The organism is Litoreibacter ponti, from assembly GCF_003054285.1.
Lineage (GTDB): Bacteria > Pseudomonadota > Alphaproteobacteria > Rhodobacterales > Rhodobacteraceae > Litoreibacter > Litoreibacter ponti.
In genome coordinates this window covers 2,331,449-2,348,139 of record NZ_QBKS01000001.1, presented here as the reverse complement: position 1 = coordinate 2,348,139, position 16,691 = coordinate 2,331,449, and the positions used below count along the sequence as shown (strand labels likewise).

Annotated in this window: 14 protein-coding genes; 11 read left to right on the top strand and 3 right to left on the bottom strand. The window is 54.7% G+C overall.

Annotated elements, in window-relative coordinates; genetic code table 11:
* Nucleotides 1-11 precede the first annotated feature (11 nt).
* The 5 genes from C8N43_RS11915 (at nt 12) to C8N43_RS11895 (ending at nt 5,294) form a co-directional block, all read left to right on the top strand.
* Nucleotides 12-581 (top strand): D-sedoheptulose-7-phosphate isomerase, encoded by a 570-nt coding sequence (locus C8N43_RS11915; protein ID WP_107845811.1) that lies wholly within the window; start codon nt 12-14, stop codon nt 579-581.
* Nucleotides 578-1,771 carry an HAD-IIIA family hydrolase gene (locus C8N43_RS11910; protein WP_146174212.1) on the top strand — a complete coding sequence of 398 codons (1,194 nt, stop codon included), beginning with the start codon at nt 578-580 and terminating at the stop codon, nt 1,769-1,771. Before C8N43_RS11915 ends, C8N43_RS11910 begins: the two co-directional genes overlap by 4 nt.
* Nucleotides 1,768-2,637, top strand: a complete 870-nt coding sequence (locus C8N43_RS11905) for an NAD-dependent epimerase/dehydratase family protein (protein WP_107845809.1) — start codon at nt 1,768-1,770, stop codon at nt 2,635-2,637. Before C8N43_RS11910 ends, C8N43_RS11905 begins: the two co-directional genes overlap by 4 nt.
* Entirely contained in the window at nt 2,634-3,644 is a 1,011-nt protein-coding gene (locus tag C8N43_RS11900) for a GDP-mannose 4,6-dehydratase (protein ID WP_107845808.1), read from the top strand. Before C8N43_RS11905 ends, C8N43_RS11900 begins: the two co-directional genes overlap by 4 nt.
* Before the next feature lie 108 nt (nt 3,645-3,752).
* Nucleotides 3,753-5,294 (top strand): methyltransferase domain-containing protein, encoded by a 1,542-nt coding sequence (locus tag C8N43_RS11895; RefSeq protein ID WP_158269973.1) that lies wholly within the window; start codon nt 3,753-3,755, stop codon nt 5,292-5,294.
* 21 nt (nt 5,295-5,315) lie between these two features.
* Here C8N43_RS11895 and C8N43_RS11890 read toward each other — a convergent pair whose 3' ends face one another.
* On the bottom strand, nt 5,316-6,119 hold the full coding sequence (locus C8N43_RS11890) for a class I SAM-dependent methyltransferase (protein WP_158269972.1): 804 nt from the start codon (nt 6,117-6,119) through the stop codon (nt 5,316-5,318).
* Nucleotides 6,120-6,611: 492 nt separating this feature from the next.
* Here C8N43_RS11890 and rfbC point away from each other — a divergent pair, with 492 nt between their 5' ends.
* The 4 genes from rfbC (at nt 6,612) to rfbA (ending at nt 10,004) form a co-directional block, all read left to right on the top strand.
* Nucleotides 6,612-7,166 (top strand): dTDP-4-dehydrorhamnose 3,5-epimerase, encoded by a 555-nt coding sequence (gene rfbC / locus C8N43_RS11885; RefSeq protein WP_107845805.1) that lies wholly within the window; start codon nt 6,612-6,614, stop codon nt 7,164-7,166.
* A gap of 12 nt (nt 7,167-7,178) precedes the next feature.
* On the top strand, nt 7,179-8,219 hold the full coding sequence (rfbB, locus tag C8N43_RS11880) for a dTDP-glucose 4,6-dehydratase (RefSeq protein WP_107845804.1): 1,041 nt from the start codon (nt 7,179-7,181) through the stop codon (nt 8,217-8,219).
* The gene (gene rfbD / locus C8N43_RS11875) at nt 8,216-9,064 is read left to right on the top strand and encodes a dTDP-4-dehydrorhamnose reductase (protein WP_107845803.1); all 849 of its coding nucleotides are present in this window, start codon (nt 8,216-8,218) and stop codon (nt 9,062-9,064) included. The genes rfbB and rfbD overlap by 4 nt, the downstream gene beginning before the upstream one ends.
* Nucleotides 9,065-9,131: 67 nt before the next feature.
* Nucleotides 9,132-10,004: a glucose-1-phosphate thymidylyltransferase RfbA gene (gene rfbA, locus C8N43_RS11870; RefSeq protein ID WP_107845802.1), complete on the top strand. Its 873-nt coding sequence runs from the start codon at nt 9,132-9,134 to the stop codon at nt 10,002-10,004.
* Here the strand turns inward: rfbA and C8N43_RS11865 are convergent.
* Complete coding sequence (locus C8N43_RS11865; protein WP_158269971.1) at nt 10,001-10,951, bottom strand: glycosyltransferase; 951 nt, start codon at nt 10,949-10,951, stop codon at nt 10,001-10,003. The two genes, rfbA and C8N43_RS11865, sit on opposite strands and share 4 nt — an antisense overlap.
* Nucleotides 10,952-11,155: 204 nt before the next feature.
* Between C8N43_RS11865 and C8N43_RS11860 the strand changes: the two genes are divergently transcribed.
* Nucleotides 11,156-13,522, top strand: a complete 2,367-nt coding sequence (locus C8N43_RS11860) for a calcium-binding protein (RefSeq protein WP_107845800.1) — start codon at nt 11,156-11,158, stop codon at nt 13,520-13,522.
* Nucleotides 13,523-13,600: 78 nt separating this feature from the next.
* On the top strand, nt 13,601-15,958 hold the full coding sequence (locus tag C8N43_RS11855) for a S8 family serine peptidase (RefSeq protein WP_107845799.1): 2,358 nt from the start codon (nt 13,601-13,603) through the stop codon (nt 15,956-15,958).
* On the opposite strand, the gene C8N43_RS11850 is transcribed toward C8N43_RS11855, so the two are convergent.
* Nucleotides 15,955-16,686 (bottom strand): ABC transporter ATP-binding protein, encoded by a 732-nt coding sequence (locus C8N43_RS11850; RefSeq protein ID WP_107845798.1) that lies wholly within the window; start codon nt 16,684-16,686, stop codon nt 15,955-15,957. The two genes, C8N43_RS11855 and C8N43_RS11850, sit on opposite strands and share 4 nt — an antisense overlap.
* Nucleotides 16,687-16,691 lie beyond the last annotated feature (5 nt).

Below are 16,691 nucleotides of genomic sequence, written 5' to 3'. Positions count from 1 at the left end.
GCTTCTCCTCTATGGATTATGAAACTGTTATTCGCGAGCGTTTTCGGGAAACTGCACAGAACTACGAAAAACTGACCGCCAATGCGGAGCAGATTCAGAAGGTTTCTCTGGAGATCGTCGCGCGCATGCGGCGCGGGGGGTGTGTATATTTTTGTGGGAATGGCGGCTCGGCCGCAGACGCGCAGCATTTGGCCGCAGAGCTTCAGGGTCGCTTCTTGCATGACCGCCGGCCTCTTTCCTCCATCGCTTTGACTACGAATACGTCGACGTTGACTGCAATCGGAAATGACTACGGGTATGCGCAGATTTTCGATCGCCAGCTACGCGGTTTGGGCCAAACGGAAGACGTTTTGGTGGGGTTGTCGACGAGCGGCAATAGCGAGAACATCATGCTGGCCATGGCGACGGCCCGAGAGATGGGAATATACGCCGTTGGCTTGACCGGTAGCACGGGAGGCGCAATGGCTGATGCCTGCGATACCTGCATCCGTGTGCCCGCGGACCACACTGCGCGCATTCAGGAAATGCATATCGCCGTTGGCCACATGATGTGCGAAATCGTCGAACAGGAACTGATGTGATACGTCACGCCGTCATTCTTGCGGGCGGCAGGGGGACGCGTCTGGGCAAACTGACAGACGCGACCCCAAAACCAATGATGAATGTGGCTGGCCGCCCTTTTCTGGAGCATCTTGTTCGTCATCTTGTTTGCGAAGGGATGAGACGGGTCACCGTGATCGCCGGTTATCTTGGCGAACAGATTGAAGCGCATTTTGCAGAAACGAAAATCCCGCGCTGCGAGGTCGACGTTCTTATCGAGCCGGAGCCGCTGGGCACCGCGGGAGCACTCCGGTTCGCAAAGGATCACCTGTCCGATCGCTTCTTTCTACTTAACGGCGATACGTTCTTCGACGTTCCGCTTGCGATGCTTGGTTTGGACATCGAAAAAGAAGACCCTGTGGCGTGTATAGCCCTGCGGCGGGTCAGTGATCCCGGCCGATATGGGGTTGTGCTTTGCGACGGCGCGAGGGTGAGTTCTTTCTCGGCGAGACCGAGGGAAGGCGCCGGGGCCGCAGACATCAACGGCGGTATCTATTTGCTTCACAAGCGCATTCTCCAAGATATCGGGAAAGGATTTGTTTCACTGGAGAACGACGTTTTCCCCAACTTGGTCGATCAGAATCTTGTAACAGCGAAGTCGTTTGACGAGGTATTCATCGACATCGGGATTCCCGACGATTTGGATCGCGCAGGGAAAGTTGTTCCAGATGCCATGGCTAGGTCGGCTTTGTTCCTTGATCGCGACGGTGTCATCAATAAGGACATTAATTACTTGCACCGCATCGAAGACTTCGAGTGGATCAATGGTGCCCAAGAGGCCATTCTGTGGGCCACGCAGATGAGAATGCATGTGTTCGTTGTCACGAATCAGGCGGGCGTCGCGCGCGGATTTTACGGCGTAGACGACGTAGAACGCCTGCACAGCTGGATTGAAGACCAAGTTTGCGACATAGGTGGTCGGATTTCCGATTTTCGCTTCTGTCCCTATCATGTCGATGGGGTCGTGCCCGAATTCACGGGGCCTCATCCTTGGCGGAAGCCACAGCCTGGAATGTTGCTTGACCTAATCGAGCACTACGCGGTGATCCAAGATCGCTCGATCATGATCGGAGACAACGCCAGCGATGTGCAGGCTGCCGAAGCAGCAGGCATCCGGGGTGTGTTGTTCGAAGGCGGAAACCTGGCGGACGTGGTGAGGTCAGTTACATGAAGAAGGCGCTTTTTCTCGGGGCAAGCGGGTTTCTGGGCCAATGGATGCAGGCGTATTTACGTGACAAGTATGACCTGAGTATTCCTCAGCGCAAGACGTGGGACCTTACGGACAAAGCCAGCTTGCGCGCATTGATCGACGAGACTTCACCGGAGATTGTGCTGAACTTCGCGGCCTTGTCCCATACCGGATCTGCGACCGAGGATCTCTACAGGATCAACGCTCAAGGTCATCTAAACCTGCTTGAGGCGCTGAGCGAAAGCGCCTTTTCGGGACGGCTGTACTTCGTCTCGACCGCGAACGTGTATGGTGCAGCACCTCAGAACCCGTTGTCTGAAACGGATCGGCCACTACCGCTTAATCACTATTCTTGCGCCAAGCTCCTAGCGGAGCATTACTGTGCCATGATGGCCGGGGATGTGGACACAGTGATCATCCGCCCATTCAGCATCATCGGCGTGGGCCAAGCGGAGACGTTCTTACTTCCAAAGTTGATCCGAAACTTTGTGGCCAAGTCCGAAATTATCGAACTCGGCAATTTGGGCGTCGAGCGCGACTTCATTGATGTGCGCGATTTTTGCGCGATGATGGAGGCCGTTCTCGCCGCGGACGCTCCACCGCCCCTGATAAACTTCGCGAATGCAGAGGTCGTATCGATACAGACCATCTTGGATATGTTGGGCGAGATATCGGCTCACAGGCCAGAAATCCGGATCAACCCCGATTTCATTCGTGCGCGGGACATCCTCTATCAAAGAGGGGACAACTCCCTGATCCGCTCACTCGGCTACGCTCGTAAATACTCTATGGAGGATACCCTGCATTGGCTGTATGCAGAGGCCCAAATGAAAACAGAGAGACCATGACAAAACGCGCCTTGATCACTGGTATTACGGGAATGGTGGGCTCTCACCTGACCGACTTCCTTCTAGAAAACACTGACTGGGATATCTGGGGTGTCGCGCGCTGGCGCAGCCCGATGGATAACCTCAATCATCTTTTGCCTCGCATCAACGACAAGGATCGTGTCTTTCTGCAATATGCAGACCTTAGGGATGAGCTTTCACTGTATCAGGCGGTGAAAGTCTCTCAGCCTGACTATGTCTTCCATCTTGCGGCTCAAAGCTTCCCGCGCACGAGCTTTGATGCCCCTCTGGATACCATGGACACCAACATTCAAGGGACCAACCGTCTCCTTGAGGCCATTCGCCAACAGGAAATGGACCCGGTCATTCATGTTTGTGCGTCTTCGGAGGTCTTTGGCCGCGTGCCAAAGGAGAAGCTCCCAATCGACGAGGAATGCACGTTCCATCCGGCCTCTCCGTACGCGATCTCGAAGGTCGGCACCGATTTGGTCGGACGCTACTATGGCGAAGCCTACGGTATGAAGGTCATGACGACACGGATGTTTACGCATACCGGCCCCCGGCGTGGAGACGTGTTCGCAGAGTCGACATTCGCCAAACAGATCGCGCTGATTGAGGCTGGGCGAATTCCGCCTGTCTTGAAGACAGGTAATCTCGATAGCTTGCGAACGTGGGCCGACGTACGTGATGCGGTTAGAGCCTACTATCTGCTGGTGACAAAGGATCCGATCCCAGGCGAGTACTACAATATCGGGGGAACCTACACCTGCTCTGTTCGTGAGATGTTGGACGCCCTCTTGGCTATGTCGACGGTAAAGGACATCAAAGTTGAAACAGATCCGGACCGATTACGGCCAATCGATGCGGATTTGCAGGTTCCCAACACAGCAAAGTTTGAAGCGCACACTGGCTGGAAGCCGGAAATCGGATTTGAGCAAACGATGACTGATCTGTTGAACTATTGGCGTGAACGTGTCTCCAGTTCGACGAACTTTCTGACACGTTAGTGTTTTGGGAAATAAGCTGAATCCGCGCGGTGTTGCATCCAAGACAAGCTTGAGAATTGGCAGACTTGGATTTGAACGACGCTCTAACAAGAGGTTATGGGACAAGAAATGACAATGTATGACTCGGTGCCCGACATTGCGTGCAGATATGAGCGGTACGATCCGAAGACGCTGCAGCCAGAAAACGACAGCACCTTTGTTCGCCTGATTGAGACTGGATGGACTGAAGAGACATTCCAAGGAAAGTCCGTTCTTGATATCGGTTGCAACTCGGGGGCTCTCTCACTTTTCGCCCACAGCCTCGGCGCTTCGAAGATCCAATCTGTGGATGTTATGCCGGAATTCACCGAGTTTTTCTCGGATGTTGTAAGTTCTCACAAGTTGCCAATTTCTGTTGAGAAAATTGGCTTGAACGCCCTGTCGCCTGAAACCAACAACGCAGATGTCGTGCTGTGTATGGAAGTTCTGCATTGGATTGTTCATCAGGGCGGCACTCTGCCCGAAAGTATCGCGCACCTGGCGAGTTTGACCAATGAGACACTCTTTATTGAAACACCGTGGGATATAGACGAGCCCTCGATTGCAAACCGCAAAGGTTATCCCACCGAGAACTACGATATCGAGCTCATAATTCGCGGTCTGGCAAAACACTTCAAGACCGTGAAAATCGAGCGGTTCATGACCTATTTTGGAGAAATGGAGAATTCAAAACGGGTTCTGATTTCTGCAACTGACAAATACGCGCAATCGCTTCCGCTCCAGCATTGGACCAACGCCAATCAGTCTGGAATTTCTCTATCTCGCGGGGTGAACCAATCTTCTTTGATCACAACCAGCAAAGGTCCCAAAGTTCTGAAAAGCATCCCCAAGAACAGCGCTTTCGTGCGGCTTGGAGATGGTGACGTCGAGAAGCTGGGGCAATTTCTAACCAAGCGCGTGTCCAATTCAGTCATCGTTTCGCCGGAACGCATTGATGGCGCGTTTCGGAAAAAAGAGAGTGACGGCGAGACGTATATGATATTCCCATTCTTGGGATTGCTGAGCGACTACTTTCCCAAGCGAGTGACGCCGAAGGCTGCTAAAGATCCGATGGGGCTGGCCCTAAAACTTTTTCAGCATTTTTCGCTCGCGGATGATGAAATCCTAGGGCCGCTTCAACGTGTCTTCGGACAGTTAAGCGCGCCACGGCACGACGAACTGCCATCAGAGTTTGTGTCAAAATTGGAGGCGGCTGGTCTGAATCCTTTTTTGGATCAAATTACCCAAGATCTGGACGACTACGATCTTGGTCTCGAGGACGGGCTGTTACACAACGACATGCAGAACGGAAATTTTATTCTGACAGCCCGAAAGGCTGATCGGATTGTTGACTTAGACATCTTGCGTGCTGGCCCGGCCTATTCTGACATCATCTCTTGCGCGCTTCACACCGGGGCCAATGAGGAAGAACTTGTTTCGACACTTTCTGAAGCCGGTAAGACCTTTTCACGACAGGTTTCCAGTTTCGATTTTGCGTTTAGCGCGGCAACGAGTATTTTGTGGTTGAGGGCGAGGGTCAAGCAAGGTGCGCCTTTGGAAGACCGACCAATCGAACGCTTTATTTCAGGTTTGCAGCTTCAAGCAAAGCTGTATGAACAAATGAAAGCGTAGATATTGCGAAGTACCCGGGCGTCATTCTGTTGCGGCGCGGAGAGCCGTGCGAAGGCTTGCCAGAATATGACCATCATGCAGAAGGCCCGTCGAAAGTGCACTGACGGGCCTATCCGACGCTGAAATAATCGCGAATTTCTGGTGTTGTAGACCTCGAGTATTCTCATAGGCGAGGAAGCCGTTCCGTTCCCAGAAACTCTGATTTGGCGTTATTGCGCCGTCAGGGCCACTCATGACGGACCCGCACACGAAGCGTTGATAGTTCATTTCCGAATAAGCAAAGTGTCGACCTACCAAATCCTGAAACTCTTCGATGCTCAGCTCCTTTTCGTGAAAAGGATTATTCTCGTTCTCCGCACCGGGTCGCTTCGCGTCTGGTGTGGAAATTATGAGTGTCCCTCCCGGGGCTAAGACTCGCGCGAGTTCAGCCATAAATGCGTCTTGCGCATCGATATGCTCGATCGTTTCAAAGCAAGTGATTACATCAAATTTCTTTGACGGAATATTGAGGTCTTCCCGAATATCCCCACAGGCGAAGGAAAGCTCTTCTCTGCCGTATATACGATTGGCTCTGACAATAATCTCTTGGTCGATGTCGATGCCCAGAACGCTTGAAGCGCCTGCATTCCGCATCAAGGCTGCGCCGTACCCTTCGCCACAGGCAATATCGAGGACAGTTTTTCCTTCCACAAGCTCAAGAACGGAAAGATACCTGTGGAGATGTTCCGACAAGAGACCTGTCGTAATCCAAGGGGTGCAGCGCTCGCCTGTGAATTCAATCTTCTCGCGAGGCGGGGCCAAGGATACTTTTTTGATGTCGACCACCTGTTGACCTTTCCTGATAATCGTCCCGATCAAATTTCCAAACCCGGCGCACCGGCTCGTTTTACTTGGCTACTTTCGCCCGCACATTACTCTCAGTTAGCCGCATGATAGTACAGGTCCTCGCTCTGATCTTAGCTGAACCGTCTCCCTTTTGCGCAAACTCAAATCTACTTGTGCTCAAGGACCGCGTTTTCGCGTTGACTGAAGCCCTCCGGATGCATGATTTACAGCCCTTTCAAAGCGGATTTTCTCAGTGCATCTGACCTTCTCAAAGCATCTGGTCCGAGCCGAATGAGTATGTTGTGTAAGGTTGGTTGTGACCGAGTTTTCGGAGCGATACGGATGATGCTACGCCGCAGGAAATCGTTAAATTTGAACGGAACAATCCGATCGCAATCCGACGGGGCGAACAGCGCCAAGGCGCGGAGGCTAGGTGACAGTGGAGACTGCCCCTGCTACAGGTCGCGGCGATAGATCGAGGAGAGATCAACAGTGCATGTTCAGGAAACGCAGTTGGATGGCGTCGTGGTTCTGACGCCCAAGCGGTTTGGCGACGAGCGCGGCTATTTCTCCGAAGTATGGAACAAGAAAACACTGGAAAAATTGGGTATCGTTGCGGATTTCGTCCAGGATAACCATTCGCTCTCCGTGCCGGTCGGGACCGTGCGCGGCCTGCATTTCCAGTCACCACCCCACGCTCAGGACAAACTTGTGCGTTGCGGTGCGGGGGCCGTTCTCGACGTCGCGGTTGATATCCGCAAAAGCTCACCGACCTACGGAAGGTGGGTGGCAGAAGAGCTGAGCGCGGAGAATGGAAAGCAACTTTTCGTTCCCAAGGGTTTCCTGCATGGCTTCGCGACTTTGGCCCCAAACTCCGAGCTGCTTTACAAATGCTCGGATGTCTACGCACCTGACTGCGATGGGGCTGTCCACTTTGCGAGCCCGAGCCTTGACATCGACTGGCAACTGGATGCGGAACAGGCGATATTGTCCGAGAAAGACGCGGCGGCAATCGACTTTGCCGATTTCGTTTCGCCATTTGAATAAGGGTCTTTGCACATGAAAATCATGGTGACCGGCGGGGCGGGCTTCATTGGGTCCGCGGTCGTGCGACAGGCAATCCGCGACGGGCACGAGGTGGTGAATGTGGATGCGCTTACATATGCGGCCTGTCTTGCCAATCTTGAGCCCGTCGGCAACGCCAAAGGATACGTGTTCGAGAAGGCCGACATCTGTGATGCGCCAGTTATGCAGGCTTTGTTCGACAAGCATAAGCCCGATGCGGTCATGCACCTCGCGGCTGAAAGCCATGTGGACCGGTCGATCGACGGGCCGCAGGCTTTCATGCAAACCAATATTATGGGCACCTTCACGCTGTTGCAGGCGGCTCTGTCCTACTGGAACGCGGCGGGGCGCCCCGAAGGATTCCGGTTCCACCATATCTCGACCGACGAGGTCTATGGCACGCTTGGGGACGAGGGCCAGTTTTCCGAAGACACGCCTTACGCACCGAATAGTCCCTACTCGGCCTCGAAGGCGGCATCTGATCACCTGGTGCGCGCCTGGGGGGAAACCTACGGCCTGCCCTTCGTGCTGACCAACTGCTCCAACAATTACGGCCCGTACCAATTCCCCGAGAAGCTGATACCCGTCGTCATCCTCAATGCGTTGGCGGGCAAGCCCATCCCCGTCTACGGCGAAGGGCTGAATGTGCGCGACTGGCTCTATGTGGAAGACCACGCCGACGCTCTGCTGACGGTGCTGCAAAAGGGCGAGAACGCACGGACCTACAATATCGGCGGCGAGAACGAGGCGCGCAATATCGACATCGTAACGATGATCTGCGGCCTGCTTGACGAGCTGCGTCCGAAAGAGGCCCCTTACGCCGATCAGATCACCAATGTCACGGACCGCCCGGGCCACGATTTGCGATACGCGATCGATCCCGAGCGCATTCGCACCGAGCTGGGGTGGCGGCCCTCGGTGACGTTGGATCAAGGTCTGAGAAAGACTGTCGAATGGTATCTTGCCAATGAAGACTGGTGGCGTGCTTTGCAGGAGCGGCAGGGTGTCGGAGAGCGGTTGGGCAAGGTCGGATGACGATCCTCGTTTTTGGAAAGACGGGTCAAGTCGCGCGACATCTGGCGAATAGCCCAGATGTCAGGTGTGTTGGCCGGGATCAGGCTGACTTGGAAGATCCTGCGGCATGCGAAGCTTTGATTGCCGCCACCAAGCCCGCTGCCGTCATCAACGCCGCGGCTTTTACCGCTGTAGATGACGCAGAAGAGGATGAAGCCAGAGCCACGCTTATCAATGGCGATGCACCTGGCGCCATGGCGCGGGCCTGCGCAACTCTTGATATCCCCTTCATTCAGATTTCCACCGACTATGTTCTCGATGGGAAGGGAAGCGCCCCGCATTTGCCTGAGAGTCCCACGCGGCCCTTGAACGCCTACGGTCGGAGTAAGCTGGCGGGAGAGCAACAGGTGCAGGCCGCAGGTGGACGCTACGCAATCCTCAGAACCTCTTGGGTCTTTTCTGCGCACGGGGCCAACTTCTTGAAGACAATGCTGCGATTGTCACAGACGCGCGATTCACTGACCATTGTAGGTGACCAAGTCGGTGGGCCGACGGCTGCGGGATCGATTGCTTCAGCTTGCCTGTCAATGGCAAAGCAGATGCGCGGTGCAGATGGAGCCTCCAAAGCCGGGATCTATCATTTCAGCGGCGCGCCAGATGTCAGCTGGGCTGATTTTGCCCGCGCGATCTTTGCCGAAGCGGACCGACACATCGCGGTAACTGACATTCCTACGGCGGAATACAAGACGCCGGCTATACGCCCGTTGAACTCACGGCTCGACTGCAGCGACACTGAACGTGTCTTCGGAATCAAGAGGCCAGACTGGCGCAAAGACACTGCAGATATCGTCGAGGCTTTGACCTAGGCCCCCAGTTGCCTCTACAACGCGATTTGGCTCCGGTCGACACAGAAAAATTGAAAAGTAGATCACCATGACACAACGCAAAGGCATCATCCTTGCAGGTGGCTCCGGCACGCGCCTCTTTCCGATCACACAAGGCGTGTCCAAGCAATTGATGCCGATCTTCGACAAGCCGATGATCTATTATCCGCTCAGCGTGTTGATGCTGGCGGGTATCCGCGAGATTGCGGTGATCACGACGCCAGAGGATCAGGCTCAGTTCCAGCGGCTCCTGGGCGATGGCAGCCAATGGGGTGTATCGCTAACCTTCATCGTGCAACCGAGCCCCGATGGATTGGCGCAAGCTTACCTTCTGGCAGAGACATTCCTTGATGGCGCGCCAAGCGCGATGGTACTCGGTGACAACATCTTTTTCGGCCATGGTCTGCCTGAGTTGTTGAGCGCTGCGGACGACAAGACCACCGGTGGAACCGTATTCGGGTACCGAGTAACAGATCCTGAGCGCTACGGCGTTGTCCAAACGGATGCGAGCGGTAAGGTCGTCGACCTCGTCGAGAAGCCGAAAGTTCCGCCCAGCAACTATGCCGTGACCGGATTGTACTTCCTCGATGGCACCGCGTCTGATCGCGCACGCTCGATTTCTCCGTCGGAGCGCAACGAGCTGGAGATCACCGCTCTTCTCCAGACATACCTCAAGGACGAGCTTTTGACGGTTCAGCGCATGGGCCGCGGCTTTGCCTGGCTCGACACCGGAACCCACTGCAGTCTCTTGGACGCGGGCAACTTCGTGCGCACGCTTCAGTCCCGTCAAGGGCTGCAAACCGGCTGCCCCGAAGAGATCGCATATGAGCATAAGTGGATCGATGCGAACCAATTGCGTAAGCAGGGCGAGCTATACGGAAAATCCGACTATGGTACGTATCTGCTTTCGCTAATTGGTTAAAACCGATTGAGGGCGAGCGCGGCTAGTAAGCCAAGCTGTCCAAGAAGACCTTGACGGTACAAACCCGGGTCACGGGTGAGGGACAGCCGTTTGACAAGACCGGCGTCGCGATATTTCACGACTTGCTCCAACACTGCGCGGTTTTCCCTGGTCAGCACTGAAGCGCAAGATTGCAAAGCGGAGAGGTTGGCCGAGTTCCAGTGCCGGTAATCCCCCCGCACCATCCGGCGCATTCGCTTGAGTATCGGTGTAATACCGGTAGCGCTGCCAATTTCATTTCCAGTGTGTTGGCGGTAATCCAGACAAGGCTGCTGATCGAAGATCACCTCCCCCCCTGCGCCTGAGATCACTTGATAAAGCCACCAATCATGTACCGGCACGCGCATTGTGGATGAATAGGCGCGTTGCACTGTGCGGAGTGCAGCGTTGTTCATGACCATCGTGTTTCCGCCCGCGAAGTTCTGGCCAAGTGCATGGCGAAATCCCAATGGTACGTGGGTCACGCGCGACATTCTTTTGCCCTCCAGCTCGGCATTGCAAACCCAGGTTGCGGCGCCGTACAGGGCGGGGGTCTTGCCGTATGCCTTCAGTACACTCGCTGCTCGTGCCAATTTCTCGGGATGCCAGATGTCATCTTGATCCGAGAGCGCAACCAAACCCGTCTCAGGATGAACCTTTGTCAGCGTGGCCAGAAAATTGGTGGAATATCCCTGTCTCGGGCCTTCGAATTGTATGACCTGACCGCGGTTCCACTGATCCGAAAATGCCTGTGTGAGTGAAACGGTCGCGTCGGTGGAGCCGTCATCAGATGCGATAATTAAATCGGGCGCCATGCTTTGCACCGCAATACTGTCGAGCTGCGCCGGCAGGAACTTTGCACCGTTGTATGTGCACAAAACCACAGTGCAGTCACTGGCCGGTGCTTGGTTCTTCGCTTGGTCCTGCATTGATTTGTCCCGATCTCGAATCCGCCACATTTGGAGGATGCCGCAGATGGTGTCAAATCAACGCGCTTTGCATGCTCTGTGGTCGATGTGAGCGCGCTCAATACAGTTAAAAACGCGCTGAAACGCCTTGAAATAGCCAGGATGCCTTAGGCTATTTTTCTACCATTCCGAAGACAGTGCGGGTGCGAGATTTCGGGGTGAAAAATGCAACTATCTTCAACGGCTGTGATCCTGCCAAATGGATTCGATCCGCTTTCCCAAGTTGATGACCTTGCCGTCTGGGAGGCAGGCGGAAGAGTATTCTTAGTCGCTGGCTATAGCGGTAACACGTCCCTTGCGAGTTTTGAGGTGTCCGCCGGCGGTGGATTTCAGCAAACTGGGTGGATCGGGATTTCCGGATCATCTTCTGTCGGTGGTAACGGTCGCATCCTAGCCTCTGACACCGGATCCCTATCCATCACAGGATTGAACGGTGGGCATCTCGGCACAGTTGCATTGAGCGAGGCAGGGCAGTTAAGCGTCGGACCTCGGATCGAATTGGGCGGAGATCACAACGGCGCAGTCACGGACTACGTCACAGCGGACATTTCAAACGGGCAGGTCGCTTATTCCATAGTCGCTGGCGGTACTGCGGTCCATGTCGATCTCATTGGGGCCGCTGGTGATGTCACTTCTGGCGGTTCTGTTGAACTGGACGCGAGCTCATTCGGCGGTGACCCCGTCATGCTGCGCGACCTTACTTTGGTGCAGGCTGGAGGACAGCAATACCTGATCGCAACAGCATCTGGCGCAGATTCAGTAATCAGCTTTGAGATAGGTGCGGATGGGGGCCTGTCTCAGGCAGATTTGGCGGGAGCCCCGACCGGACTTGGCCTAAATACACCGGAGGTCGTTTTGGGCGTGACTACGGGGGGGGCCGCTCTGCTTCTTGTGGGTAGCATGGAAAGCGCATCGATCACCGTTCTGGCGGTCGGACCCGAAGGAAGTCTGATCCCCTTGGACCATGTCAGCGATACGGCCTCGACGCGGTTCGACGATCTCTCCGCGATGGCAACACTTGAGGTCAACGGATCGCAGCTAGTTTTTGTGGGTGGGTCGGACGGGGGGATCAGCGTCCTGCAGCTCTTGCCCACGGGCAGATTGATACATTTAGACAGCCTCGCGGACACTGAAGAGACATCATTGCAAAACATTGGATCGATCGCGACGACCGTGAATGATGGAGTGATCCAAGTCTATGTTTCAAGCACCGCTGAGGAAGGAATCAGTGTTCTGGAAGTTGCGGTTGATGACCTTGGTCTAACCCTTGTTGCAGATTCACACGGCGATAGCCTGACTGGTGGGGCGGCGGACGATGTTATCGTCGCCGATGCTTTCGAGGTGGAGCTGACAGGTGGTGGTGGAATGGACAGTTTCGTCTTCGATGTCGGGTACGAGACAACTGGGGACCTTGGGCACATTACAGATTACCAGCCCGGAATGGACAAAATCCTGTTCCCTCAGTTTGCCTTGCTCAGCAACCTGTCCCAGTTGCAGATCACGCCGACCGCCAATGGAGCACTATTGGAATACGGCTCTTTTAGCCTGACGGTGACTAGCGCCTACGGCGACTCTCTCAGCGAGACGGATTTCCCGGCTTCAACTTTTTTCGAGTTGGACCACAATTATGTTGGCAACGCGCCTGGAATTCCGGAAACAAATCCAGAGCCAGAGCCAGAGCCAGAGCCAGAGCCAGAGCCAGAGCCAGAGCCAGAGCCAGAGCCAGAGCCAGAGCCAGAGCCAGAGCCAGAGCCAGAGCCCCCGGTGCCACCAGGACTCGATCCATCGAGACCCGTTGGTGAGTCTCTGAGTGGTACTCCGGGGAATGACACCCTCAATGGTGGCGACGGCGACGACGTAATCGACGGCGGCGCGGGGAACGATACCCTGAACGGCAATGGTGGCAACGATACCATTTGGGGCGGGAACGGCGCGAATACGATAACGGGTGGGACTGGCGACGATCGCATCTATGGTGGCGTTGACGAGAACGACTTGCGCGATGAGATTTTCGCGGGATCAGGAAATGACTTTATCGATGGAGGATACGGAAACGATCTGGTCTACGCCGGAAGCGGGGATGACGTCCTGATTGGTGGCTTCGGTGCTGATAAGCTGATTGGGCAATCCGGGAACGATGTTATCACTGGCGGACCATTGAGCGACTTGATCTTCGGAAATGATGGTGATGACTTCATCAACGGTGGATTTGGTCATGATCGTGTCAATGGCGGAGATGGCGCAGACACGTTCTACCATCTTGGGGTCACGGGTCATGGGTCCGACTGGATACAAGATTTTGACGCATCAGAGGATGACGTGCTCGCAGCGGCTATCATGGTAGCCACAATCGAGGATTTTCAGGTGAACTTCGCGGACACCCCAAATGCTGGACAGGACGGCGTAGCGGAAGCCTTCGTGATCTATAAACCCACTGGACAGGTCTTATGGGCGCTTGTCGACGGAGAGGAAAATGACGAACTGATGATCCAGATTGGCTCAAGTAGCGAACAATTCGACCTGCTATCGTAATCAGCGCGGTTTAAATCTGGAAATTTTGGCTTTAACTTCAACCTTATCCGAGTCCCTTGCGATGCTGAGGTTATTGCCGTGGTTTCTTTTTCTGATCCGCTCTTCTCGAGCCAATGGCACCTGAACCTCATCAATGTTCGAGATGTCTGGCGGGATTATTCGGGAGAGGGCGTTGTCGTTGGAGTCTTCGATGATGGCGTCGATTTCAACCACGAGGATCTGGATGACAACTTCGATGCACGTCTGAATATTGTTACAAACGGGTTCAACTGGAACCCGTTCCCCAACACAATGGAAAACGGGCATGGGACGGCTGTCGCTGGTCTGATCGCGGCAGAGGCTGGAAATGGCCGTGGGGGCGTTGGTGTTGCGCACGGTGCCACGATCGGTGCGGTGGATGTATTCGACGACGTTGATTTGAACGGATTGGATGCGGAAAGGGCGCTTTATCACACGTCGAATTTCGACATCGCGTCGAACAGTTGGGGCTATACGCCGCTGTTCTTCGAACTCAGTCCTTACGACGATTTTGCTTCGAGTATCATTCCTGCGTATCAGAACGCCGCAGAGGTAGGACGTGGGGGCCTAGGAACCGTGATCGTTCAGGCCGCGGGGAATGATACGTTGAATGTGCAAGGGTCCGGCGAACACACGACTCGATTTGCCATCACGGTCGCCGCAACCGATCGGAACAACTGGGTGGAGGATTATTCCAATTACGGAACCGGCATTCTGATCTCCGCTCCTTCCGGTTCAGTGACAACTGATATTTCTGGCCGAGGCGGATACGCGAATGGAAATTACACCACCGCATCCGGACCCAGTGCCTTCGGCGGAACATCGGCGTCGACTCCGATTGTATCTGGCGTCATCGCCTTGATGCTTGATGCCAATGAGCAATTGGGGTGGCGCGATGTAAACTCGATCCTCGCAATGTCGGCGAGCCAAACGGGATCCACTTTCGGCAGTACGCATAGTGGCTTTGAGCAAGGGGATTGGTTCGCCAACGCGTCTGGCAATTGGAACGGCGGGGGCGCGACTTTCCACATGAGCTACGGGTATGGAATAGTTGATGCCTTGGCCGCAGTCAGAATGGCTGAAGCCTGGGTCCACATGACCGATGGCGCTGCGACGTCGCTCAACGAGGTGTCACGAAGCTATTTCAACGGCACGGATGTGCGGATTCCGTCGATCGGATCGATCGAGTCATCGATCATGGTCACCGATGAGGACATCGAGATTGACTACGTAAATGTGACGGTATCGATCCGACACTCCTATGGCTCGAATCTAGAGGCCTTTCTCGTCTCTCCGTCTGGGCAGGAATACATGTTGTTCCAAAACCCAGGACACAGCCAGACTATGGATTATGGCTGGACGTATACACTCGGCGTGGCAGCTTTGGTCGGCGAAAGTTCGCTTGGCGAATGGACGCTTCGGATTGAGGATGAAGTGAGCGGTTACAGTGGGACGCTGCGAAGCTTCGAATTGGAATTCTATGGCACGCAAGCCGATAAGAACGATATCCACCATTTCACAAATGACTTCTTGGAAGTGGCGACGGTCGATCCGGATAGAAGAACTATCACTGATACCGATGGTGGGATCGATTGGCTGAACATGGCCGCGGTGTCACGCAACATCGTCGCCGATCTGGATCAATCCATTCAGGTCTCGGCAGAAACTTGGGTAAATCTGACAGCCGGACAATTCGAAAACATTTTTTCGGGCGACGGCAACGATGTCTTGACCGGATCAACTGGCGCAAACGAAATCCACAGCGGCAGAGGCAACGATATCATTTACGGCGGTGGTGGCGCAGACACGATCTATGGCGGCGATGGGTTTGACCGGATCGAGACGGGTGCAGCCGACGACTTTATCTTCGGCGGTGATTCAGCTGCCGACCTGCGAGATGAGATCAAGGCGGGAGCTGGTGACGACTATATCGACGCCGGGTATGGAAACGACGAGGTCTATGGCGGAGCCGGAGATGATACCATTCTTGGCGGCTTTGGTGTCGACAGGTTGATCGGACAAGCGGGCAATGATGTCATAACGGGGTCGGCCTTCAGCGACTTGATTTTTGGTGGCGACGGTGATGACTTCGTTAACGGTGGCTTCGGAAGTGACCGCATCAACGGCGGCAACGGCGCCGACGATTTCTACCACATTGGTGTTCTTGGTCACGGGTCGGACTGGATTCAGGATTACGACTCAGCCGAGGGGGATGTCTTGTTGTTCGGAAATTCGAGCGCGTCCGTCGATGAGTTCCAGGTCAACTACGCTGAAACTGCGCGAGCTGGCTTGGCGGGGGATATGGAGGCGTTTGTAATTTATCGTCCAACCGGCCAAATCCTCTGGGCACTTATCGACGGCGACGTGCAGGACGAAATCAACTTGCAGATCGGCGGGGATATTTTCAACATAGCCTAAGTGCCTTGATCCTTGGGTATCGCCTGCGATGCCGTTTCTGTCTGGGCCGCCGCTTTGGCCGCGATACGAGGTTTGCCGATCAGCATGTTTTCGTAGTGCTCGACAGCCCGTTCAATACGCTCGTAGTAGAACAGTCTTCCGTTCTCTAGGACGGCACCTGAGGTGCAAAGTGTCTTCATCATTTCCATTGAATGACTCACAACGATGGCGCCGGCATGTTTCATGCGCTCTTTAAAGACCATCGAGCTTTTTGCCCGGAAAGCCGCGTCGCCCACGCTTGTAACTTCATCCACCAAATAGGTATCGAACGGAATCCCCATTGATACCCCAAAGGACAGGCGCGACCGCATACCCGCGGAGTAGGATCTGAACGGCAGATCGAAATGATGACCAAGCGCTGCAAATCGGCGCACAAATTCAACAAGCTCGTCAGAGTCTACCCCGTAGATCCGTGCGACGAAGCGCGCGTTTTGTGCACCCGTCAAGTCGGGGTGAAAGCTGCCTGCGAACCCAACGGGATATGATACCCGTCCATGGCGGATAATTCTGCCGCTGTCAGGCTTTACGGTTCCGGCAATCATGCTGAGGAGCGTTGATTTGCCAGCGCCGTTACGGCCAAGCAGCGCGACAGACTGTCCTGCAGGGAAAACGTGGTGAATATTGTTGGCGACCACGGTCATCTTGCGTTTGCCGTGATAAGTCTTTGTGACGCCTTGCAGCTCGATCATCGAGG